The sequence below is a fragment of the Nonomuraea sp. NPDC051298 genome (genome assembly GCF_055586305.1).
Window position 1 is genome coordinate 297,956 of sequence record NZ_JBVJIM010000004.1, and the last position, 23,401, is coordinate 321,356.

The 23,401-nt window shown below is 71.5% G+C and carries 17 protein-coding genes; 10 read left to right on the plus strand and 7 right to left on the minus strand.

What is annotated here, in order from left to right; translation table 11 throughout:
* Positions 1-38 precede the first annotated feature (38 nt).
* The 4 genes from ACZ6S0_RS15040 to ACZ6S0_RS15055 are packed head-to-tail and all read left to right on the plus strand — an operon-like array spanning position 39 to position 5,735.
* On the plus strand, positions 39-479 hold the full coding sequence (locus ACZ6S0_RS15040; RefSeq protein WP_465916844.1) for a hypothetical protein: 441 nt from the start codon (positions 39-41) through the stop codon (positions 477-479).
* A complete protein-coding gene (locus ACZ6S0_RS15045; RefSeq protein ID WP_465916845.1) occupies positions 476-1,975 on the plus strand; it encodes a glycosyltransferase family 2 protein in 1,500 nt (499 codons plus the stop codon). Before ACZ6S0_RS15040 ends, ACZ6S0_RS15045 begins: the two co-directional genes overlap by 4 nt.
* On the plus strand, positions 1,972-3,990 hold the full coding sequence (locus tag ACZ6S0_RS15050; protein ID WP_465916846.1) for a glycosyltransferase: 2,019 nt from the start codon (positions 1,972-1,974) through the stop codon (positions 3,988-3,990). Before ACZ6S0_RS15045 ends, ACZ6S0_RS15050 begins: the two co-directional genes overlap by 4 nt.
* On the plus strand, positions 3,987-5,735 hold the full coding sequence (locus ACZ6S0_RS15055; protein ID WP_465916847.1) for a glycosyltransferase family 2 protein: 1,749 nt from the start codon (positions 3,987-3,989) through the stop codon (positions 5,733-5,735). The genes ACZ6S0_RS15050 and ACZ6S0_RS15055 overlap by 4 nt, the downstream gene beginning before the upstream one ends.
* 43 nt (positions 5,736-5,778) lie before the next feature.
* Here the strand turns inward: ACZ6S0_RS15055 and ACZ6S0_RS15060 are convergent, their stop codons facing one another.
* The 4 genes from ACZ6S0_RS15060 to ACZ6S0_RS15075 form a co-directional block, all read right to left on the minus strand.
* Entirely contained in the window at positions 5,779-7,068 is a 1,290-nt protein-coding gene (locus ACZ6S0_RS15060; RefSeq protein ID WP_465916848.1) for a homoserine dehydrogenase, read from the minus strand.
* Positions 7,065-8,447: a diaminopimelate decarboxylase gene (gene lysA, locus ACZ6S0_RS15065; RefSeq protein ID WP_465916849.1), complete on the minus strand. Its 1,383-nt coding sequence runs from the start codon at positions 8,445-8,447 to the stop codon at positions 7,065-7,067. Before lysA ends, ACZ6S0_RS15060 begins: the two co-directional genes overlap by 4 nt.
* A gap of 124 nt (positions 8,448-8,571) precedes the next feature.
* Positions 8,572-9,195: an anticodon-binding protein gene (locus tag ACZ6S0_RS15070; protein ID WP_465916850.1), complete on the minus strand. Its 624-nt coding sequence runs from the start codon at positions 9,193-9,195 to the stop codon at positions 8,572-8,574.
* Positions 9,196-9,204: 9 nt separating this feature from the next.
* On the minus strand, positions 9,205-11,052 hold the full coding sequence (locus ACZ6S0_RS15075; RefSeq protein WP_465916851.1) for a hypothetical protein: 1,848 nt from the start codon (positions 11,050-11,052) through the stop codon (positions 9,205-9,207).
* A gap of 71 nt (positions 11,053-11,123) precedes the next feature.
* On the opposite strand from ACZ6S0_RS15075, the gene ACZ6S0_RS15080 reads away from it, so the two are divergent.
* Positions 11,124-12,758, plus strand: coding sequence for an asparagine synthetase B family protein (locus ACZ6S0_RS15080; protein WP_465916852.1), 1,635 nt, complete (start codon positions 11,124-11,126; stop codon positions 12,756-12,758).
* A 264-nt stretch (positions 12,759-13,022) separates the two neighbouring features.
* On the plus strand, positions 13,023-14,816 hold the full coding sequence (gene treS / locus ACZ6S0_RS15085; RefSeq protein ID WP_465916853.1) for a maltose alpha-D-glucosyltransferase: 1,794 nt from the start codon (positions 13,023-13,025) through the stop codon (positions 14,814-14,816).
* Here treS and ACZ6S0_RS15090 read toward each other — a convergent pair.
* The 3 genes from ACZ6S0_RS15090 to ACZ6S0_RS15100 are packed head-to-tail and all read right to left on the minus strand — an operon-like array spanning position 14,803 to position 18,309.
* Positions 14,803-17,070, minus strand: a complete 2,268-nt coding sequence (locus ACZ6S0_RS15090) for an ABC transporter permease (protein WP_465916854.1) — start codon at positions 17,068-17,070, stop codon at positions 14,803-14,805. The two genes, treS and ACZ6S0_RS15090, sit on opposite strands and share 14 nt — an antisense overlap.
* 7 nt (positions 17,071-17,077) lie before the next feature.
* Complete coding sequence (locus tag ACZ6S0_RS15095) at positions 17,078-17,806, minus strand: ABC transporter ATP-binding protein (RefSeq protein ID WP_465916855.1); 729 nt, start codon at positions 17,804-17,806, stop codon at positions 17,078-17,080.
* Positions 17,803-18,309 (minus strand): PadR family transcriptional regulator, encoded by a 507-nt coding sequence (locus ACZ6S0_RS15100; RefSeq protein WP_465916856.1) that lies wholly within the window; start codon positions 18,307-18,309, stop codon positions 17,803-17,805. Before ACZ6S0_RS15100 ends, ACZ6S0_RS15095 begins: the two co-directional genes overlap by 4 nt.
* A 131-nt stretch (positions 18,310-18,440) precedes the next feature.
* Here ACZ6S0_RS15100 and ACZ6S0_RS15105 point away from each other — a divergent pair, with 131 nt between their 5' ends.
* Genes ACZ6S0_RS15105 through ACZ6S0_RS15120 form a run of 4 tightly spaced genes read left to right on the plus strand, consistent with a single transcriptional unit; the run spans position 18,441 to position 23,315 of the window.
* Entirely contained in the window at positions 18,441-19,688 is a 1,248-nt protein-coding gene (locus ACZ6S0_RS15105; protein WP_465916857.1) for an ABC transporter substrate-binding protein, read from the plus strand.
* 7 nt (positions 19,689-19,695) lie between these two features.
* Entirely contained in the window at positions 19,696-21,021 is a 1,326-nt protein-coding gene (locus ACZ6S0_RS15110) for an ABC transporter substrate-binding protein (RefSeq protein ID WP_465916858.1), read from the plus strand.
* 12 nt (positions 21,022-21,033) lie between these two features.
* A complete protein-coding gene (locus ACZ6S0_RS15115; protein ID WP_465916859.1) occupies positions 21,034-22,410 on the plus strand; it encodes an ABC transporter permease in 1,377 nt (458 codons plus the stop codon).
* Positions 22,407-23,315 (plus strand): carbohydrate ABC transporter permease, encoded by a 909-nt coding sequence (locus ACZ6S0_RS15120; protein WP_465916860.1) that lies wholly within the window; start codon positions 22,407-22,409, stop codon positions 23,313-23,315. Before ACZ6S0_RS15115 ends, ACZ6S0_RS15120 begins: the two co-directional genes overlap by 4 nt.
* The last annotated feature ends 86 nt before the right edge of the window (positions 23,316-23,401 follow it).

A 23,401-nucleotide genomic window follows, 5' to 3' on the forward strand; every position in this document is an offset into this window, starting at 1 on the left:
TCCATGAAAAAGTTGTAAATCACGAAAGGTTTGCGCGGATGCTCTCGCCTCGCCGACTGGCGGCGACCGCCGCACCCCTGGCAGCAATCATCCTCGGCGGGCTGGCGCTCCTCGTCCTCGCCGATCTGATCACGTTCGGTGCCGCGGCGACCGCGGTGGCCTTCCTGGTCACGCTGGCGGCCCTCGCCCTTGTCCTGCTCACCGTGCGCCGCATCGACGGCAAGGCGCACCGGATCGACCTGCGGATGAAGAAACACGAGGCCGAGTTGGCCAGGAGCACGGCAGCGCTGAAGAACATCGAGACCAGGCTGGACGTGCTGGTGCGGGCCGTCGAGGACTCGGCCGCGCGGCGGGCCGACGACCTGGGCGCGATCCTGGCCTCGCTCGGCGAGGACCGGGTCAACGCCATGGCGCAGGCGCGCGAGGTGCGGGAACTGCGCGAGGAGGTCCGCGCGCTGGCCACCGAGGACCGGGTATGACGCGGGTCCGGCACAACGACTACGGCGTGCTGCGCCCGCCCGCTCTGGGGACGTGGCGTCCCACGCTGCGGGTCTCCGTGGTCATCCCGGCCTACAACTGCGCGGAGGCGCTGGAGCGCACGATCGCGGCGCTGGCGCGGCAGACGTACCCGGCCGAGCTGGTCGAGGTGGTCGTCGCCGACGACGGCAGCGAGCCGCCGATCGAGGCGGCCGGGGCCCGGGTCGTACGGGTGACCGACGGGTGGGGACGCGGCACCGCCCGCCAGACCGGGCAGCTCGCGGCCACGGGCGACGTGGTCCACTGGCTCGACGCGGACATGATCCTGGCCGACGACCACCTCGAGGCGCACATGCGCTGGCACCACCTGATCGACTACGCGGTGGTGATCGGCGACACCAGGTTCGTGGACGCGCCGGGCGAGGAGGGCGTCCAGACGGAGTACACGAGGAAGACCCTGGAGTCCACCAGGCGGCTCAAGGACGCGGGGGCGAGCGCGTACCTGCTGCACACCGGGGCCTCCTCCTCCGTGCGGACCGAGCTGCTGCGCGCGGCGGGCGGCGTGGACGCCGCGCTGAACATGGCCGAGGACACCGAGCTGGGCTACCGGCTGGCCCAGGCGGGAGCGGTGTTCGTCCCCGACCCCGAGGCCAGGGGATGGCACGTCGGCCCCTCGACGGTCATGCTGCGCGAGAAGGAGGTGCACCGGCACAACTGGTCGTACCTCGGTGACCTGATCCCCGACCTGCGCTGGCTGCGCGGGCATCCCCGCCGCACGTGGCTGGTCCCTTACGTGCGCGTCGCGGTGACCGCCACCACGTACGAGGAGACGCGGGCGACCGTGGACTCGGCGCTGGCGGGCACGCTCACCGACGCCGCGGTCACGATCGTCGGCCCCTGGGGCAAGCTGACCGGCGAACGGCGTTCCAGCCTCGACGACCCGATGCTGGAGCTGCGGCTGCTGAGCCATCACTACGCCCATGAGCCCCGGGTGGAGTTCGCGGAGAGCGCACCGGTCTCGGCCGCGCCCGCGCCCTTCCTGGTCACCGTGCCCACCGGATGGGTGCTGGGCGCCGACACGCTGGCCGCCCTCGTCCGCCACGCCGACCGCGACGTGCTCGGCCTGGTGTGCGTGGCGCTCGCGGAGGGCGGGAGCGAGGTCGTCACGGCCCGCCTGGAGCGTACGGCCGCCTTCGCCCGCGCCGCCCTGCTCCCCGGCGCGGCCGACGACCTGGTGGACGAGCTGTTCGGGTCGGAGTGGGTCAGCGGATCCGAGTACGGCTTCGCGACGGCGGAGCAGGCCGAGCCACTGACCGGGGAGCCGGCGAAGTGGCGGGCGCTGGCCGGGGAACGGCTGGGCGAGGTCAAGAAGCTGCGGGCCGAGGTGGCCCGGCTGACCGCCGAGGTGGACCGGCTCGCCGCCGCCGAGCCCCCGGGCGAGCAGGAGCGGCGCGGCCCGCTGCACTCGATCATCCGTCACCTGCGGAGCGCCGGATGATCGAGCGACTGCTGGCGGAGCTGGACGGGGCCCGGGTGTACGCCGCCGGCATCGACGGCCCTGAGCTGCCCTCCCGCGACGGCGGCGTGGTGGACCTGGACCGGGACCTGCTGGAGCCCGTGACGGAGCCGGAGCCCGTACGTGAGGTCCTCGTCCTGGCCAAGACGCCCACCGACCTGCGCAGGATCGCCACGCTGCACAAGCTGCTGCCGCAGGCAGAGCGGGTCGTGGTGGCCGTGCTCGACACGCCGGCCGCGCATCCGGCCCCCGTCCCCACGCCCACACCGGCACACCGCTGGCGGTCGCTGGTGGACCTGCGGGTGTACCAGCCGAAGAACCGGGTCTGGGTGGTGGACGCGCGGTTCTCGGCCGCCACCCCCGCCGGGCGCACGGTGACGGCCACGGCCCGCGCGTTCGCCGGGCACCGGCTCGACGTCATCGCGGCTCCCGCCGCAGCCGTCGCGGGCGTGGGCGCGGCCGACTGGCGGCCCGGTGACCCGAACGCGACGCCCGCGGAGCTGGCCGGGCCCGTGCCCGAGCGGGTCGGCGCGCCGGGCAGCGACCTCGTGCTGCGTACGCTCGGGGCGGACCTCACGGACCTCACGGACCTCGCGGAGCCGCGCGAGCGGGCGTCCGGCGGCGCGGAGTGGGCCGGGGAAGAGACGCCCATCGAGCGGCCGGCGCTGCGGGCCGTGAGCTGGGAGCGCCTGGGGCGGCCCGGGATGGCCGCCTCGCCGCTGGCCGACCCCGACGTGCTGGGCGAGCCGTCCATGATCCCGCCGGTGGACGAGCGGCTGGTGAACCCGCAGGGGTTCGTCACCACGCCCGCCCGCGGCATGGCGGCCCTGTCCGAGCGCGACGGGCGCTGGTCGGTGGTGCTGGACGGGAAGGTCGTGACGTCGTTCGCGGAGTCGGGCGGTGTCACCGACGCCGACGTGGCCAGGCTGCGGCAGATCCGCGGCGTCGAGGTCGGCTGGCTGCACGCGCACAGCGGGCCGCTGGCGGCCGTACGCGTGCTGGCCGGGCTGGCCGCCGCCGGGGTGCCGCTGGTGGTGACCGAGGCGGTGCCGCGCTGGGCCCGCGCCCTCGGGGACGACCTCGTCACGCTGATCTCGCGCTCCCCCGACCTCACCGACGAACTGCGGCGGGAGGAGCACAGCATCCGCCTGCGCCGGGCCGCCCTGCGTACGCACGGGGTAGCGGCCCGGTGGGAGCAGTTCGGCGCCCCCGCCCCGGCTCCCCCGCTGACCTCTGTGCTGCTGGCCACGCGCCGGGCCGACATGGTGGCGTTCGCGCTGGAGCAGGTCGCCCGGCAGCGCGACGCCCGGCTCGAGGTGATCCTCGCCCTGCACGGGGTGCCGAAGGGGCATCCGGACGTGACGGCGGCGATCGACGCGTTCGAGGGGCCGCTGACCGTGTTCGAGGCCGACCACCGGGCCGTGTTCGGCGAGGTGCTGAACGACGCCGCCGCCAGGGCCTCCGGGTCGTTCCTGCTGAAGATGGACGACGACGACTGGTACGGCCCCGACTTCCTGGCCGACCTGCTGCTGGCCCACGCGTACTCGGGGGCCCAGGTGGTCGGCACGGTGCCGGAGTTCGTCTACCTGTCGTCCATCGACGTCACCGTGCACCGCAGGCAGGTCACCGAGCAGATCACCAGCTTCGTGGCGGGCGGGACGATCCTGGTGGAGCGTTCTGCGTTCCAGGCGGTGGGCGGGTTCAGGCCGCTGCGGCGGTCGGTGGACACCCAGTTCCAGGAGGCGTTGCAGGCCGCGGGCGGGCAGATCTACCGTACGCACGGGCTCGGGTACATCCTGCGCCGCGGCCCGGCCGCCAACCACACCTGGCAGGAGCCGATCGGGACGTTCCTGCAGCGCAACAGGCGGCAGTGGCGCGGCTTCCGCCCGAGCGCCCTGATGCACCTGGACGCCCCGGCCGACCTGGACTCCCAGGTCGATCCGGACGTCCCGGCCGACGGGAGCCCGTCGCCGCTCGACGGGAGCGCGCGCCCATGACCGGCATTCCGCGCATCCGCCGCAACGACTACGGCGTCCTCACCCCGCCCGAGCTGGGCGCCTGGGAGCCCACGCGCACGGTCACCGTCGTGATCCCGGCGTACGACCGCCAGGAGACCCTGGACCTGACCCTCGCGGCCCTCTCGGCGCAGACCTACCCCGAGCACCTCCTCGACGTCATCGTCGTGGACGACGGCAGCGGCACGCCGCTGCACCTGCCCGAGATCGTCCCGTCGCGGACGAAGCTCGTCTCCAGCCCGCCGGGCGGGTGGGGGCGGGCCTGGGCGGTGCAGGCGGGCCTCGACGCCGCGACCGGCGAGGTCGTCTTCGTCCTGGACGCCGACATGGTGCCGCACCGGCACCACGTGGAGGCCCAGCTCCGGTGGCACCACCTGGCCCCGTACGTGGTGGTGCTGGGCTGGATCGACTTCACCGCGGCCGACTTCAGGGGGACCGACTCCGGGGGGACCGGCGCGGCCCTGCCCACGCCCGAGCAGGTCAGGAGGGCTCTGGAGGCGGGCACGGAGGCGGAGCTGTTCCCCCTCTCCCCGCAGCGGCACGACTGGGCCGAGAAGATCATCCAGGACCACGACGGCCTGCGCACCGCCCCGAACTCCCTGGCCACCCGGATCCACGTGGGGGCCACGGTGTCGTACCCGGCCGCGCTGCTGCGCTCGATCGGCGGCCTGGACACCGCGCTGGTGCTGGCGGAGGACACGGAGCTGGGGTACCGGCTCACGCAGGCGGGCGTCGTGTACGTGCCCGACCCGGAGTCCAGGGCGTGGCACGTCGGCCTGCCCACGGCCATGCGCGACTTCCAGGCGTTGAAGCGCTACAACGACCCGTACGTGGCCGACCGCGTCCCCTACCGGCGCTACCTGCGCACGGACGCGGGGCGGCAGTGGCTGGTGCCGTACGTGGAGGCGACGGTGCCGGAGGGCTCGTACGAGGACGTACGGGCGAGCGTGGACTCCCTCCTGGCCGGTTCCCTCCCCGACATCAGGGTCACCGTCCGCGCCCCCTGGGACTCGCTCACCGCCGAACGCCGCTCCCCGCTGGCCGACCCGTACCTCGACCTGCGGCTCCTCGACGCCGCCTTCGCCCACGACGCCCGCGTCCACCTCCCCAGGGCCGGGGACGCCGCCCTGCCCGGCACGGCCCCGTTCCGGCTGTCGCTGCCGCCGGGCTGGGTCGTGGCGAAGGACGCGGTGCGGCGGCTGGTGGAGTACATGGAGGAGCACGACCTGGGCACGCTCTGCGTCGCGCTGGAGGAGACGCGGACGGGCGTCACGGTGGCCCGCCTGGACCGCACGGCCGCACTCTCACGGGCCGCGCTGGTCGCGACGCCGGGCGGCGACCTGGACGACCACGAGCTGGACGACCTCGTGGACGACCTGTTCGGCCTGGAGTGGGTGGACGGGGAGTCGTGGGGGCTGCGGCGCCGCCCGGCCGTCTACCCGCCGCGCAAACCGCCGCCGTCGGACCTCGACCTGCTCACGGCCGCGTACGAGAAGGAGCTGGCCCTCTACCGCAAGCGCACGACCAGTCTCAGGGCGGAGCTGGGGCAACTGCGCAAGGCGGCGGGCAAGAGCGCCAGGGACGCGGCCCGATGGCACGAGAAGGCCGAGGCGTGGCGGCGCGAGGCGGTCCGGCTGACCAGGGAACGGGCCAGGGACCGGGACCGCACGGTGCTCAGGCGCGCCGTGCGCCGCGTCCGCGGCCTGGCCTTCCCCGGCGACGAGTAGGCGGGCTCCCGCGGGGCTACTCGTCGCCCGGACGATGGAGGGGCTACTCGTCGCCCTCCACGCGCATCACGCTCGCCACCGCGCGGACGATGTCCAGCTCCCGCAGCCCTTCCATCGTCGCCGACAGGGCGGCGTCGGTGGCGCGGTGGGTGACGATGACGAGCTGGGCGTCGTCGCCGTGGCCCTCCTGGCGCACGGTCTGGATCGACACGTCGTGCTTGGCGAACAGCTCGGCCACCCGCGCCAGCACGCCCGGCTTGTCGGCCACGTCGAGTGCCACGTGGCAGCGCGTGACCGTCTCCCCCATGGGGTGCACGGCCAGCTCCGCGTACGTCGACTCCTCCGGCCCCCGGGTGCCCGCCAGGCGGTTGCGCCCGACGGCGACCAGGTCGCCGAGCACCGCCGAGGCCGTCGGGGCCCCGCCCGCGCCCTTGCCGTAGAACATGAGCTGCCCCGCCGACTCCGCCTCCACGAAGACCGCGTTGTACGCCTCGCGCACCCCGGCCAGCGGGTGCGAGCGGGGGATCATCGCCGGGTGCACCCGCACCCCGAACGAGCGGCCGTCGTCGGAGCGGGCACAGATGGCCAGCAGCTTGATGACGTAGCCCATGGCCTTGGCCGAGGCCACGTCGGTGGCGGTGATCTCGGTGATGCCCTCGCGGTGCACCTCTTCCGCGCGCACGCGGCTGTGGAAGCCGAGCCCGGCCAGGATGGCGGCCTTGGCGGCGGCGTCGAAGCCCTCGACGTCGGCGGTGGGGTCGGCCTCGGCGTAGCCCAGGGTCTGGGCCTCCTCCAGGGCGTCGGTGAAGGACGCGCCCGTGGAGTCCATCTTGTCGAGGATGTAGTTGGTGGTGCCGTTGACGATGCCGAGCACCCGGTTGACGTGGTCGCCGGCCAGCGACTCGCGCAGGGGCCGCAGGAGCGGGATGGCCCCGGCCACGCTGGCCTCGAAGTAGAGGTCGCCGGCACCGGACCTGGCGGCCTCGTGGAGGGTGGCGCCGTCTTCTGCCAGCAGCGCCTTGTTGGCGGTGACCACCGACTTGCCCCTCGACAGGGCGGCCACGATGAGCGAGCGGGCGGGCTCGATGCCGCCGATGACCTCGATCACGATGTCGACGTCGTCGCGGGTGACCAGCGACTCGGCGTCGGTGGTCAGCAGCGCGGGATCGATCTCGACGTCGCGTTTGCGGCCCAGCCTGCGTACGGCGACCCCGGCCAGCTCCAGCGGCGCCCCGACGCGGGCGGCCAGGTCGGCGGCCTGCTCGTGCATGAGCCTGATGACCTGCGAGCCGACGACGCCGCAGCCCAGCAGAGCCACTTTCAGCGGTTTCACAACTGCCCCCTCAACAAGTCGTCCTCGGTCTCACCCTGCACGATCACGCGGGAGGCGCCGCCGGAGACGGCGACCACGGCCGGCTTGGGGAGGTAGTTGTAGTTGTTGGCCAGCGAACGGCAGTAGGCGCCGGTCGCGGCCACGGCGATCAGGTCGCCCGGGGCAAGGTCGGACGGCAGGTGGAAGTCGCGTACGACGATGTCGCCGCTCTCGCAGTGCTTGCCCACCAGGCGGCTGAGCATGGGCTCGGCCTCGCTGGCGCGGCTGGCCAGCACGGCGGTGTAATCGGCGGCGTAGAGCGCCGTGCGCACGTTGTCGCTCATGCCCCCGTCGACGCTGACGTAGGTGCGCAGCCCTTCGACGTCCTTGATCGTGCCGACCTCGTAGAGGGTGATGCCGCCGGGGCCGACGATGGTGCGGCCGGGCTCGACGGTCAGGCGGGGCACCGGCAGGCCGGCGTCCACGCACACCTTGGAGACGATCTCGCGCAGTCCGTCGGCCAGCTCCTTGATGTCGGGGGCCTCGTCGCCCTCGACGTAGGCGATGCCGTAGCCGCCGCCGAGGTCGAGCTCGGGCAGCACCACGCCGTGCTCGTCCTTGATCTGGACGAGCAGCGTGGCCAGCCGCCGCGCGGCCACCTCGAACCCGGCCGTGTCGACGATCTGGGAGCCGATGTGCGAGTGCAGCCCGACCAGCTCGAGCTGGGGAAGGGCCAGGATCCTGCGTACGGCCTCGGCCGCCGCCCCGGTGCTCAGCGACAGCCCGAACTTCTGGTCGTCGTGCGCCGTGGCGATGAACTCGTGCGTGTGCGCCTCGACCCCGGTGGTCACCCTGACCATCACCTTGGGCCGCTTGCCGTGCTGTTCGGCGAGGTAGCCGAGCCTGGCGATCTCGTCGAACGAGTCGACCACGATGTGCCCGACCCCCGCCAGCAGAGCCTTGGTCAGCTCGGCCGCGGACTTGTTGTTGCCGTGCATGGTGATGCGCCCGGCGGGGAAGCCGACGCTCAGCGCGACCGCCAGCTCGCCGCTGCTGGCCACGTCGAGCCCGAGGCCCTCCTCCTGGAGCCAGCGCACGATCTCCCTGCACAGGAACGCCTTGCCGGCGTAGTGGACCTCGGAGCCGGCGAAGGCGGTGGCGTAGTCGCGCATGCGGGAGCGCACGTCGTCCTCGTCGAGGACGTAGAGGGGCGTGCCGTGCTCGCGGGCCAGGTCGCGGACGTCGACGCCGCCGACCGTGAGCGCGCCGTCGGTCCGGGCCGACGTTCGGGGCCAGATCGCGGGGTTGATCCGGTTGAGGTCGGCGGGCGCCAGCGGCGGGCGCTCGTGGGGCAGCATCTCGGCGTGCCGGTCCCCGGCGGGATGGGCGAATCGACTCACCCGATCGAGGCTATCGGAAGCGCAAGTGAGCCATGACCCGGTGACCACGTATCGAGACGCGATCAAGCTTCAGAAGGGATATTTTTACGTTTTTTCGCCGTTTGGCCGGATATTTTGTGAGACGTTACAAGCGCTCCGGCCCCGGCAGCACCATCCGCACCGCCTGTGCGAGCCGCACCCGCGCCGTGTGCACCGGCCCCGGATCCTCGTCGCCCACGGGAACGGCGGGGGCCCGCTCGTGGGCGTCGTGGTAGGCCAGCGCCAGCCGGAGCAGGTAGCCCTCCCAGCCGGGCTCCCTGCTGTCCAGCCGGCCGGGCAGCTCCGCCAGCACCCGCAACACCCGGCGGTGGCAGGGGTCGTCCAGCAACTCGGGACGGAACCCGGCCTCGGACACGCCCAGCTCCCCCGCCCAGCGCCGCACGGCACAGGCCCTGGCGTGCGCGTAGCGGACCACGAAGCCCGGGTTGTCCCACGTACGCGGGAAGTCGGGCCAGGCGGGCTCGGGCAGGTCGACCGGCCCGACCTCCGCCACCAGCGCGCCCGGCACGCCGACGGCGATCCGCAGCAGCCCGTCGGCGCGCACCTCGACGGAGTCGACCCCCGGCAGCGCCCGCACCAGGGAGGCCAGCTCCTCGGGGGGCACCCGCCGCCGCAGCGCGGCCGCGGACACGTACCGGGCCTCGCGCTCCCACGTGCCCTCGGGCGCCGGCGGCTCCCCCAGCACCCCCGCCAGCTCCCCAGGCGTCATGGGACGACCCTAGATGAGCGCGTGGGGCTCCGCCGAGCCGTATTCGACCAGGTGGGCCGAGCCGAGCAGCCAGCGGTCCTCGTCGCGCACCCGGACGTAGCCGAAGCGGTCGGCCGAGAACACCTTGATCCCGTCGGTACGGCACTGCCGCATGAGCACCTCGTCCCAGCCCTCGGTGAGGTCGGCGAAGCCCAGCTCGCGCAGGGCGTTGCGGCGGGCCAGCAGCGTGCCGCCGGCGACCTCGGGGAGGTAGGTGTACTCGGCGTCGGGCTGCTTGAGCAGCGTGGCCTGGGGTTTGCGCAGGTGCGCGTAGAAGGCGGCCTTGCCGATGATGTCCGCGGTGCTGAACAGGAAGGCCCTGCGCAGGTCCGACAGGTAGTGGGGGCCGTAGACGTCGCGCGGGTCCATGACCGCCACCAGGTCCGCCTCGCACAGGTCGAGGCCCGCGTTGAGCAGCGCGCCCTCGGTCATCTCGACGGACGGGCGGCGGCAGATGATCTCCACGTCCGGCAGCACGTCGCGGGCCCGCAGCTCGGCCTCCGGCGGTCCGATGACGATGACCTGGTCGACGCCCGACTGCTTGGCGACCTGCGCCAGCGCGTGCTCCAGCAGGTACGGGTCGAGCACGGCCAGCAGGACCGAGGTGTTGAGGGTGGGCCGGGCGCTGGGCAGCCCGATGGCGTCGAGCATCTCGTCGATGCGCTCGCTCATCGTGCCCATCGAGTACGCCCGCCGCATCGCCACGTGCGCCCGCCGCGAGTCGGACTCGGTGCCGATCGACGTGCCGCAGGCCGCCAGCTCGGCCAGCCGCCACTGCGGCGTGCCGGGCGGGCAGTCGGCGGCGGCCGGCCAGCGGTAGGAGGTCAGGATGTCGGGATAGCCCAGGTGGCCGGGAAGGAGCTGGTCGAGCGTGAGCACCCGGTCGATGCGGCCCCCGGCCAGCGGCAGCGGGTTGTGCACCCGGGGCTGCACCCCGAACTGCAGCCGCGGCCAGGCCACGGAGAGGTCGGTCGTGAAGCGGTGCTCGAACAGCTCGGCCGCGGCCGCGTACGCCGAGACGTCGCCCCGCGTGTGCCAGAAGACCGTGCGGATGCCGCGCTCGGCGCACCAGGCCAGCAGCGCCTTGAGTCCCTCGCCGGGCTCGCCGGTGATCTCCTCGGCCCACGGCCCCTGGGCGACGGACTCGACGACCAGCAGGTGAGGCACCTCGAGCGGGAGCACCCTGGCGAAGTCGCGGGGCGTGAAGCCGGTCGTCTGGCGCCACTCGTAGCGCAGCAGCGCCTCGGCGTGCGGGTCGGCGATCACCGCGGCCGTCAGGTGGGGGCGCGTGTTGGGGCCGGTCGGCACCCGGAACGGCTTGAGCTTGAACGAGGCGCCCCCGAGCGTCCTGGTCGAGGTGGTGGCCTGGAACGCGGCCCCCGGGCGCTCGTCCTTGGGCTTGGCGGCGCTCGTCACGGGCTTGCGCTTGGGCGCGACGGGCCGCTTGACCGGCTTGGCGGCGCCTTTGAGCCCCTTGGCCAGGCGTACCGGGTTGCTCTTGCCGGTCCTGATGGCGTCGCCGAGCCGGTTCCAGCGGGCGACCTTGATGGACGACAGCTTCCAGTTGGCCACCTCGGCCTGGAAGCTCTGCTCGGCCAGCTCCTTGCGGAGCCTGTCGGCCGCGGCCCGCTCGGCGGCCAGCCGCTCCTCTGCCTCGCTCAACTGCTCCGCCAGCGCCTTGGCCTCCTCGACGCTCTGCTCGGCGGCGGCGAGCTTGGCCTGGGCGGCGTCCAGCAGTCTGGCCAGCTCGGCCGCGCGCCCGGCCTGGGAGACGGCCTCGCGCAGCGCCTTCCGCGTGCTCTCAAGCTCGATGGACAAACCAGGACCTCCGCTCTCGTAGCCCGGCAAAGGATACTCTTTTGCAAAGCGTCTCGAAGGGATGAGATCCGGTGCAGTTCAACGTGCGGCCCTACGTCTGCGGCGCTCTCGGCCGGATCGACACCGCGATGCTCGGCAAGCTCACGGCCGCCGGGCCCAAGGTCCGCCCGGCGCTCCAGGCTGCCGACGCGGCCCTGTTCAGCTCCTCCCCGCTGCCGCCCTACCACCGGGCGGGCGACGCGTACGCGTTCGCCTGGGGCGAGCGCAGGCCGAAGGCGGCCGACGAGTGGATCACGGTCGCGGAGACGTACGAGACGCCGGGGCTGATCGGCGACGGCGCGCGGGTGACGCTGCACACGGGCGCGCTGGGCCTGGTGGACGTCTACTACGTACGCCTCGGGGAGGCGGTCTACTTCTCGTCCCTGATCCACCCGCTGCTCAGCCTCGTGCCCGTCGAGATCGACTGGTCGGCGTGGGCCTCGATACTCCAGGTGACGTTCCCGCTGGGCGAGGCGACCCCGTACACGGAGGTCAAGCGGCTGCCGGGGGCCGGGGCGCTGGTGTTCGAGCACGGCAGGCTGCTCACGGAGCGCAGGCTGCCGCGCTGGCTGCGTACGGAGCCGTACGAGGCGTGGGTCAGCCCTCGGGAGATCGTGGAGCTGCTCGACGGCGTCTACGCGGAGTACGACGGGCGCGCGCTGCTGGTGCCGGTCAGCGGCGGCTACGACTCCCGGCTGCTGGCGAGCGTGGCCAAGGCGCGCGGCGCGGACGTGGAGTCGTGGACGACCAGCCCCGACGACGGCACCGACACCGACATCGCCTTCGCCCAGGCGATCACCAAGGAGCTGGGCATCCCGCACCGGGTGATCACGCAGGAGGCCGCCGCCTACCCGCAGGACGCGGCGGAGGTGGCGCGCAGGCTCGAATACCTGACCCCCCACCACGCCTGGTACGCCCCCTTCGCCAAGGAGGTGCACGGCGCGGGCCGGGTCCTGGTCGACGGGCTGGCCGGCGGGCCGCTGCTGAAGAACTTCATGGTCAGCGGGGCCGCCCTGGAGGCCAGGACGCAGGCGGAGCGCTCGGCGGCCGTGCTGGACTCGCTCTCGCTGGGCCGGCCCACGCAGCCGTTCCTGTCGGAGGCGGCGCGGGAGTGGATGGAGGCGACCGTCCGCGAGCAGTTCCTGGCCACGACCTCCATGCTCCACGGGCACCGGGCCGAGCTGCCGCTGTCGGTGCTGCACACGAGGACGGTGCGGGGCATCGCGCGCTCGGCGGTCAACCTGGTGGGGCCGGAGGCGTCGTTCACGGCGCCGTTCATCCATCCCGAGTTCTTCGACGCCGCGCTGTCGGTCGGGGTGGCCAGGAAGGCCAAGGGCCGCTTCTACCGCGAGGTGCTGCACGCGGCCAACCCGCGGGTGGCCGCCCTGCCCTCGACGAACGTGGTCAAGCAGCCGCTGAGGCGGGTGCCGCTGAGGTCGACGGCGGCCCCGGCCCGGCACTACGCGCACAGCATGCTGGAGACCCTGGCGGGCCGCGTGCCAGGGCTGCTCTCGGAGGAGTTGCACGAGGTGGTCGCGGGCGGCCCCGACGCTCTGACCAGGTTCAACGGCTGGAATGATCGTTTCTGGGTGCGCGGTCTTGTGCTCTTCGGGCTGTGGCTGAGCGACTTCGAGAACGATCTCTCAGATCTGGCCACTCCTTTTTAGTGAACCCTGGGTAACAGGGCGATTACACACGGATCTCACGGGTATTAACCGTCGCACAGCAGAAGCGGGTTCCGGAAAGCCGACGGGCTGGTAGTGTTCGGCCCGTAAGCGCCGCGCAAACGGGCACCAGATCACAAATCCGGTCTCGTTCGAGGACAGTGGAGTACGCAGGGATGACGACTCCACGCGGCGCAGTCACCAGCTAGTAACGCCGGGGTAACCGGTGACTTCGTCCTGCCCACATCTCTTCCTGTGAGCGACATCATGATCAACGCATCCCCAACACCGGAGCCGATCTCCGAGGCCTTCGTCTCGGAGGACCCAGCCTGGTACAAGCGGGCGGTCTTCTACGAGGTTCTCGTCCGGGGGTTCAAGGACTCCAACGGCGACGGGACCGGCGACCTTCGCGGTCTCGCCGAGAAGCTCGGGTACCTCGAGTGGCTCGGTGTGGACTGCCTGTGGCTGCTGCCGTTGTACGAATCGCCGCTACGCGACGGCGGGTACGACATTTCGGATTACATGAAGATCCTCCCGGATTTTGGGGACTTGGGGGACTTCGTGCAGTTGATCGAGGCCGCACACGAGCGCGGCCTGCGGATCATCACCGACCTCGTGATGAACCACACCAGTGACCGGCACCCCTGGTTCCAGGCGTCCCGGCACGACCCCGAGGGGCCGTACGGGGACTTCTACGTGTGGTCCGACACCCCTGGTGGCTATCCGGACGCGCCGATCATCTTCATCGGCGCCGAGGAGTCGAACTGGACCTACGACCCGGTGCGCAAGCAGTACTACTGGCACCGCTTCTTCCACCACCAGCCGGACCTGAACTATGACAACCCGGCGGTGCAGGAGGCCATGCTGGAGGTCCTGCGGTTCTGGCTCGACCTGGGCATCGACGGGTTCCGGCTGGACGCGGTCCCCTACCTGTTCGAGCGCGAGGGCACGGCCTGCTCCGGGCTGCCGGAGACGCACGCGTACCTGAAGAAGGTCCGCGCGGAGGTCGACCGCCTCTACCCCGACCGGGTGCTGCTGGCCGAGGCCAACGGCTGGCCGGAGGACGTGGTGGAGTACTTCGGCGACCCCACCGTGGGCGGCGACGAGTGCCACATGGCCTTCCACTTCCCCCTGATGCCGCGCATCTACATGGCGGTCAAGAAGGAGACCCGCGAGCCGATCTCCGAGATCATGTCGCGCACGCCCAAGCTGCCGGAGACGGCGCAGTGGGGCATCTTCCTGCGCAACCACGACGAGCTCACGCTCGAGACGGTCACCGAGGAAGAGCGCGACTACATGCACAAGGAATACGCCAAGGACCCGCGCATGCGCGCCTACCTGGGCATCCGCCGCCGCCTCGCCCCCCTGCTCGACAACGACCGGGACCGCATCGAGCTGTTCACGGCGCTGCTGCTGTCGCTGCCCGGCTCGCCGGTCATCTACTACGGCGACGAGATCGGCATGGGTGACAACATCTGGCTGGAGGACCGCGACTCGGTCCGCACGCCGATGCAGTGGAGCCCCGACCGCAACGCCGGGTTCTCCTCGGCCGACCCAGGGCGGCTCTACCTGCCCGCGGTCATGGACCCGATCTACGGCTACCAGGGGGTCAACGTGGAGGCCCAGCAGCGCCACGAGGGGTCGCTGCTGCACTTCACCCGCAAGATGCTGGAGATCCGGCGCAGGCACCCGGTCTTCGGCGTGGGGGCGTACACGGAAATGTGGTCGTCCAACCCGTGCGTGCTCACGTACGTGCGCGAGGACCGCGACGACGTGATGCTGTGCGTGAACAACCTGTCGAAGTTCCCGCAGCCGGTCGAGCTGGACCTGCGGCGCTTCGAGGGCATGACGCCGGTCGAGGCGCGGGGCGGGGTGCCCTTCCCGGCCATCGGGGAGCTGCCCTACCTGCTCACGCTGCCGGGGCACGGCTTCTACTGGTTCGCGCTGAAGCAGCCCGACCAGGCACGCGAGCAGCCGCAGAGGTCCGAGCAGACCTCCGCGCGGACGCCGGTGCGCACCGCGCGGCGGGTGACCGATCGGGAGAGCCTCAGCGCGAAGTGACCGGCACCTGGGCACGGGCCGCGCGGCGCGCCGGGATGAGCGCGACCGCCAGGGCCGTGCCCACGGCCACCAGCACGGTCACGGTCAGAGTCAGCGGCGACGGGGCCCGGCCGATGCCCGCCCCGACGCCGCTGGTGTGCCCCTGCAGGTCGATCAGGCCGGTGACGACGAAGAACCCGGCCGCCGCACCCACGCCGATGCCCAGCACCACCAGCAGGCCCGTACCGGTCACCAGCGTGGCCATGACCTGACGTGGGGTCAGCCCCATGGCCTTGAGCACGGCCAGGTCGAAGGCGTGGTCGCGCAGGCCCAGCGCGCTGGCGGTGAGCAGGTTGGCCAGCCCGATGAGGGCCAGCACGGCGATCAGCGCCACGATCACCACCCTGATGATCGACAGCCGGTCGGCCGGGTTGACCACGGACTGCACCTCGAGGCCCTCACCCGACTCCGACAGCAGCCGGCCGCGCACCTCCGAGGGGTCGGCGCCCGTCTTGAGCGCCAGCGCGTAGTACTCGGGCGGCACCGCGTCCTTGGCCTCCAGGCTGTCGATCCCCAGCGAGAGCACCACGCCGTCCTGCTCGGGCTCGACGGTGCGGCCCACGATCCTGACGATCAGCGGGCTGCCGCCCACGGTGAGCCGCACCCGGTCGCCGATCTTGAGCCCGAGCAGGTCGAGCAGGCCCTGGCCGGCCACCGCCTCGCCCTGGCGGCCGTACATGCGGCCCTCGACCACGGGGAACGGGTAGGGGCTCGTCGAGCTGCCGACGGCCCGCACCCTGACCGAGCGGGCCTCGCCCGGGGCCAGCGCGTTGACGTCGGTGCCCGGGTAGACCGAGGCGACGTCACGGTCCTGGCGGGCGATCCGCTCGGCCACGGCCGGCTCCAGCTTGCCCGGCCTGACGTGCAGCGCGGCGTGCTGGCCCACCTGTTCCGGGTGGGCCAGGAAGTTGTCCAGCGTGGCCCACACGCCGAGCCCGACGGTGATCATCATCATGGGCACGGCCAGCCCGAACGCCGTCAGGAACGCCGGCACCCGCCGGGTGAAGGCGTCGCGGGTGCCGAGGACGAGGGCGGGCGGGAGGCGTACGAGCAGGCCCAGCCGGGCCAGCCGGGACAGGCGGCCCCTTGGCGGCCCCGAGGGCACGTCGGGGATCGGCGGCGTGCGTCCGCCGCGCCAGGCGGGCACCCAGACGGCGGCCAGCACCAGCAGGGCCGTGCCCGCGACGATGGCCAGCGCGGGGGTGGGCGCCACGGAGGTGGGCCCGAGCATCGCCGCCATCACGCCCCAGCCCGCGAAGGCGCCCACGACGACGCCCAGCAGCCCGAGCGCGCCGTGCTCGACCAGGAGCAGCAGCGCCACCTGGCCGCGGGTGAAGCCCATCGACTTGAGCGTGGCCAGGTCGCGGAGCTGGCCGAGCACCCGGCCGCCGGCGGCGTTGGCCAGCGCGAGCGCGGCGGCCACCAGCCCGGCCACGCCGAACAGCGCCAGCAGCGTGCCCAGCAGCCGGTTGTCCAGCTCCATCGCGGCCCTGACCTCGCGCCAGGTGTAGACGCGCTGCAGGTGGTCCTCCAGCATGACCACGACCCGCTGGGAGACGACCTGGGACGCCTCGGCGTCGGCCAGGCGCAGCCCGGTGACCCATTCGCTGCGGCCCAGCATGGGCTCGACGCGGTCGAGCATGGCGGGCAGCACGTAGGCCAGGCCGGGGGTCCACTCGGGGTAGAAGCCCTGCTCGGCGGAGTCGGCGATGCCGCGTACGTAGAGGGTGTGGCGCTCGCCGCTGAGCGCGATGATCGTGAACGGGTCGCCGATCCTGAGCCTGAGTGACCCGGCGAAGGAGCGCTCGACGACCACCCCGTCGGGCTGGGCCGGGTCGAGCCACCTGCCCTCGGCCACCACGGGGTGGGCCACCGCGGGCGGGGCGGCGGGCATGGCGCGCAGCGCCGCGGGCTCCTTCTTGCCGTCCCGCGCCACGGTGACCGGAGCCGACCGGTACGGCCCCGCGGTCTGCGTCACGCCCTCGATGCCGCCCAGGGCCACCTGGGGGCTGTTCTTGGTGTAGAGCCAGACGTGGGCCCCGTCGGTCTGGGCGAAGAGGCTGCGCCACGGGTTGGTGCCCTCTTCGAGCAGGGTCGCCGCGGTGATCAGCGCGGCCACGATGCCGGCCACGGCCAGCACGGTCAGCACCGCCTGGCCCTTCCTCGCCCGCAGGTCGGCCCTGATCCACCGGCTGCCGGCCAGCGCGGTGCTCATGTGTCGCTCACCGGAGGTCGATCACCTCTCCGGCCGTGCGGGTACGGCGGCGCGCGATGCGGCCGTCGTCCACGATCTCGCCGTCGAACAGCGACACCAGCCGGTCGGCCAGGCTCGCCACGCGGGCGTCGTGGGTGACCATGACGATGCTCTGGCCCTCCTTGTGCACCTTGCTGAGCAGGTTGAGGACGTCGCGGGTGTTGCGGCTGTCGAGGTTGCCGGTGGGCTCGTCGGCCAGCAGCAGGCTGGGCTGGTTGGCCAGCGCCCTGGCCAGGGCGACGCGCTGCTGCTCGCCGCCGGAGAGCTGGGCGGGCGCGGCGTCGGCCCGGTCGGTCAGGTTGAGCGCGGCCAGCAGGCTCTCGCGGCGCTCGCGGGCCACCTTGGGCGAGGCCCCGGCCAGCAGCGCGGGCAGCTCGACGTTGTCGCCGACGGTCATGTTGGCGACCAGGTTGAAGAACTGGAAGACGAACCCGATCTTCTTGCGCCGCAGGAGCGCCCACGCGCTCTCCGACAGGGTGTCGACGCGCTTGTCGTCGAGCCAGATCTCCCCGCTCGTACGGGTGTCGAGCCCGCCCAGCATGTGGACGAGCGTGGACTTCCCGGACCCGGACGGGCCCATCACCGCGACGAACTCGCCCGGCTCGACCTGCAGATCCACCCCGCGCACGGCAGGCACGGGGACCGCACCGTCCTGGTAGATTTTGACCAGATTGACCGTTTTCACCACCGCGCTCATGCCAGATCCTCCTGGCATCGGGTCAGCCAGTCAAGATCTGCCTGCAGGTGCAACATGGCGCCCTCGATGAGCAGCATCGCCACCCGGTCGGTCGGCGGCGTGCGGGCCAGGAGGTCGTTGAGATCACTCATGAGGGACAGGTAGTGGCGGCGCTGCCGGCTGATCAGCGCCATGCGGTCGGCGATGCCGGTGAGCGGGGCGAGCACGAGCTTCATGAAGAACTCGTCACGCACCCTGGGGCCTTCGGTCGGCTCGTCGACCCAGGTCACGAGCACCTCACGGCCCTTGGCCGTCAGATAATAGACCTTCTTGTTGGGCCGGTTGGACTGCTCGACGTCGACCGCCCGCACCAGCCCGTCCTTCTCCAGCCTGCCGAGGGTGACGTAGATCTGCCCGATGTTGGGCGAGGGATAGGCGCTGCCGAAGGTCTGCTCCAGGGCCTGTTTCAGCTCGTAGCCGTGGGCCGGCTCCTTCGCCAGGAGCGCCAGCAGGTGAAGCCGCACCGCCCCTCCTCCCCGCTCCTGTTACGTATGCGTTACGGAGCAATCCGTTGACCTCAAGATTACAGGTGTGCATAACATGAATGCATCTACCTAACACGTATGTAAATCACTGTGAACACGGAGGAAACAGGGTGCCTCGCTCGCTGCTGGTGCTGCTGGCCGTAACCCTGGCGGCCGGATGCACTGCTGCGGGCGACACGGGCGGCGGCGAGACGGCGACGGGCGGAACCGGGCCGATCACGTTCGCCACCGGACGCGACACCACGGCGTACCTGCAACCCCTGCTGGACCGCTGGAACCAGGCCCATCCGGCCGAGAAGGTGACGCTGCTGGAGCTGCCCGAGGCCGCCGACGAGCAACGCGCTCAGATGGCGGCCAACCTACAGGCCCAGAGCAGCCGGTACGACGTGCTCGGGCTTGACGTGGTGTGGACCGCCGAATTCGCGGACAACGGCTGGATCATCCCCCTGGAGCGCGGGTCGTTCCCGCTCGACAGGTTCCTGCCGCCGGTCGTGGAGACGGCCGTCTACAAGAACAAGCTCTGGGCCGTCCCGTACACGAGCAACGCGGGCCTGCTCTACTACCGGACCGACCTGGTCGACAAGCCGCCCAAAACCTGGGCCGAGCTTCGCGACCAGTCACGAGAGATCGACAAGAAGCACGACGTAGGAGGCTACGCCGGGCAGTTCCTGGCCTACGAAGGGCTCACGGTCAACTTCTCCGAGGCCGTGCAGTCGGCCGGCGGGGAGATCATCAGCCGGGATGGCACGGCGGTGACCTTCGACCCCGCCACGGGCGGGACCGCGCTCGAGTTCCTGCTCCAGGGGCTGCGCGAGGGCTGGATCCCGAAGAAGGCGCTGAGCTACAAGGAGGAGGAGTCCCGCCTGGCCTTCCAGGAGGGCGAGCTGGCCTTCGCCCGCAACTGGCCGCACGCGTACGGACCGGCCAAGGCCCGGCTGGGCGACAAGCTGGGCGTGACCCGGCTGCCCGGCCTCGACGGCCCCGGCTCCAGCACCCTGGGCGGCGTGAACCTGGCCATCAGCGCCTACTCCAAGAACCAGCACACCGCCCAGGAGTTCATCCGCTACTTCACGAGCCTGGAGAACGAGCGCCGGGTCCTCACCGAGGGCTCGTTCCCGCCCGTGTGGACGGAGCTGTACGACGACCCCGACCTCATCAAGCGCTTCCCCTACCTCCCCGTGCTCAAGGAGAGCATCCTCGCCGCCAAACCGCGGCCGGTGAGCGCCAACTACACCCAGGTCAGCCTGGTGATCGCCAGTTCGGTCGCCAAGGCGCTCGCCAACCCATCCCCCGAGACCGCCGACGACGTCGCGGTCTCCATGAAGTCCGAACTCGAAGAGATCATCAGAACTCAGTGAGGCAGCCATGCGAAAAGGCAGAGCAGCAGCGATCCTGGCCGGGCTCGCGGTAGCGGTCGCCGCCTGCGGCAACGCTCCGACAACGACCGAGCCCGCCGCGTCGGGATCGGCGCCCGCGACCGACGGCGGCGCCAAGCCGCTCGCGGGTGTGAAGCTCGAGGTCGCCGCCAAGTGGACCGGTGCCGAGCAGAAGAACTTCGAGCAGGTGCTCAAGGCGTTCACCGAGAAGACCGGCGCCGAGGTCACCTATGCCTCCACCGGCGAGGACACCGGCGCCTACCTCGGCCCGCGCATCCAGGGCAAGAACCCGCCGGACGTCGCCATCCTGCCCCAGCCCGGCCTGGTCCAGCAGTACGCCGACCAGGACGCGCTCAAGCCCCTGGCCCCCGAGATCATCCAGGAGATCGACACCAACTACACCCCGTACTGGAAGGAGCTGGGCTCGGCCGGCGGCCAGGTCTACGGCGTGCTGATCAAGGCGGCGCACAAGTCGCTGGTCTGGTACAGCTCGACGGCGTACCAGGACGCGGGCGTCCAGCCGGCCACCACCTGGGACGAACTGGTCAAGAACGCGCAGACGATCGCCGACTCCGGCACCCCGCCGTTCTCCGTCTGCGGCGCCTCCGGCTGGACGCTGACCGACCTGTTCGAGAACGTCTACCTGTCGAGCGCGGGCCCGGAGAACTACGACAAGCTCTCCAAGCACGAGATCCCGTGGACCGACCCGAGCGTGGCGACCGCGCTGGAGAAGATCGCGCAGATCGTCGGCAAGAACGAGTTCGTGGCCGGCGGCAGCTCCGGCGCCCTGCAGACCGACTTCCCCACCTGCGTGAGCGAGGTCTACAGCAACAAGAAGGGCGCCATGGTCATCGAGGCCGACTTCGTGGCCGTCGAGGCCCTGCAGTCGGGCGCCAAGGTGGGCGAGGAGGCGAAATACTTCCCGTTCCCCAAGGTCGGTGACACCGCCCCGGTCGTCCTCGGCGGCGACGTCGCGGTGGCCATGAAGGAGTCGCCCGGCGCCATGGCGCTGCTGCAGTACCTGGCCTCCAAGGAGGGCGGCGAGGTCTGGGCCAAGCTGCCCGGCTACCTGTCGCCGAACAAGAACGTCTCCCCCGACAACTACCCCGACGAGCTGACCAAGGCGCTCGGCCAGACCATCGTCTCGGCCGGCGACTCCGTCCGCTACGACATGTCCGACCTCGCCCCCAGCGCGTTCGGCGCCACCGACGGCAAGGGCGAGTGGAAGGTCCTCCAGGACTTCCTGCGCGACCCGAGCGACGTCAAGGGCACCCAGGAGGCGCTCGAAGCCGAGGCCAAGAAGGCCTGGAAGTAAAGAGGTAAGGCCGTGACCGAACGGTTGGACGGCCGGCAGAGCCCGCCCGCGCACGTCGCGGGCGGGCCCCCCACCGGACCGGCTGATACCCCCCGCACCAAACTACGCCTCGGCCCCTCGCCGGCGGTCGCCATCGCCTTCCTCCTCCCGGCGGCGCTGCTGCTGGGCATCTGGGTGGTCTACCCGATCGTCTACTCCGTGTTCCGTAGCCTGTTCGACGCGACGGGCACCGGGTTCGTGGGCCTGGGCAACTACCTGACGATCTTCACCGACCAGGCCATGCTGACCACGGTCCGCAACAACCTCATCTGGGTCGTGATCGCTCCGATCATCGTCACCATGCTGGGCCTGATCTTCGCGGTGCTGACCGAGCGCATCAAGTGGGCGACCGCGTTCAAACTGATCGTGTTCATGCCGATGGCGGTCTCGCTGATGGCGGCGGGCGTCATCTTCCGCCTCGTCTACGAGGAGGACCCCGAGCGGGGCCTGGCGAACGCGGTGCTGACCACCGTGCACGACACGTTCTCCTCCGCGCAGGGCTATCCCGAGGCCCGGCCGCGCGAGGGCGACGAGTCACCGGTCGCCGCCCAGGACGGCGCGGTCGTCACCAAGCAGCCCGCCCAGGCGGGCCAGCCGGTGCTGATCCCGATCGTGGGCGTCAAGCAGGAGCTGGTGCCCGCCTCCGCCGAGGCCGCGCAGGCCCCCGCGATCCCCGACGGCGTGTCGGGGACCGTCTGGTTCGACTTCACGCCGGGGGGCGGCGGCACCAACAACGAGTTGGACGCCACCGAGAAGGGCCTGCCCGGCATGACCGTCGAGGCGGTCCAGAACGGCGAGGTCGCGGCGACCGCGACGACGGCGGCGAACGGATCGTTCCGCTTCGAGGGACTGCCGGCCGGCTCCTACGTCGTACGGCTGCCGCAGTCGAACTTCGAGGCCGCCTACTCCGGCCTGACCTGGCTCGGCCCGACGCTGATCACGCCCGCGATCATCGGCGCGTTCGTCTGGGTGTGGGCCGGGTTCGCGATGGTGCTGCTCGCGGCCGGTCTGGCGGCGATCCCCCGTGACGCGCTGGAGGCGGCCCGCATCGACGGCGCCACGGAGTGGCAGGTGTTCCGCAAGATCACGGTGCCGCTGCTGTCGCCGGTGCTGCTCGTCGTGTTCGTCACGATGATCATCAATACCCTGAAGGTGTTCGACCTGGTGTTCATCATCGCGCCCTCCTCGGTCCAGCCGCAGGCGAACGTGGTCGCGCTGGAGATGTGGCGCGTGTCGTTCGGCGGCGGGAACAACCAGGGGCTGGGCAGCGCGCTCGCCATCTTCCTGCTGATCCTGGTGCTTCCCTTCATGGTCATGAACATCAGGCGGTTCAGGAGGGGAGAGTCATGACGACCACGACGGCCGCCGCGCGGCCCAAGTCGTCCGGGATGGAGTCGGGCGCGCCGCGCAGGGGCGTGCTCAGCAAGATCGTCGATCGCGTGGGCGGCGGCGCCGTCCAGGTGATCATGGTGGTGCTGGGCCTGTTCTGGCTGGTGCCGACGCTGGGCCTGCTGGTCGTGTCGTTGCGGACGACGCAGGTCAACAACGCCGAGGGCTGGTGGACGGTCTTCACCAAGCCGGCCGAGCTGACCATCAGGAACTACCAGAACCTGCTCGGCAGCGGATTCACCGGGTCGTTCTGGAACACCATCCTGATCACGGTGCCGACGACCGTCCTGGTGATCGGCATCGCGGCCATGGCGGCGTACGCGTTCGCGTGGATGGACTTCCCCGGCCGGGACCTGGGCTTCCTGATCGTGGTCGGGCTGCTGATCGTGCCCATCCAGATCGCGCTGATCCCCATCGCCGTGCTCTACGGCGGCGCCGAGATCTTCGGCAGCATCCCAGGAGTGGTGCTGTTCCACGTGGCCTTCGGCCTGCCGTTCGCGATCTTCCTGCTGCGGAACTTCTTCGTCGGCATCCCCTCCTCGCTCCTGGAGGCGGCGCGCATGGACGGCGCGTCGGAGTGGAAGATCTTCGCCACGGTGGTCTTCCCGCTGGGCAAGCCCGCCATCGCCTCGCTGGGCATCTTCCAGTTCCTGTGGGTGTGGAACGACATGCTCATCGCGCTGGTCTTCGCCGACTCGGGCAACCAGCCGATGACCAAGTATCTGCAGTCTCAGATGCGGCAGTTCGGGTCGAACGTCGACATCCTCTCGTCGGGTGCGTTCATGTCGCTGATCGTGCCGCTGATCATGTTCTTCGCGTTCCAGCGGTACTTCGTCCAGGGCATGATGGCCGGTTCCGTGAAGTGACCGGCCGCCTGGTCGTACCTGGTGAACCGGGGTCGTGATCATTCTGGTACGGCTTGCGCCGAGGTTTCGGCCGCAAGCCGTACCAG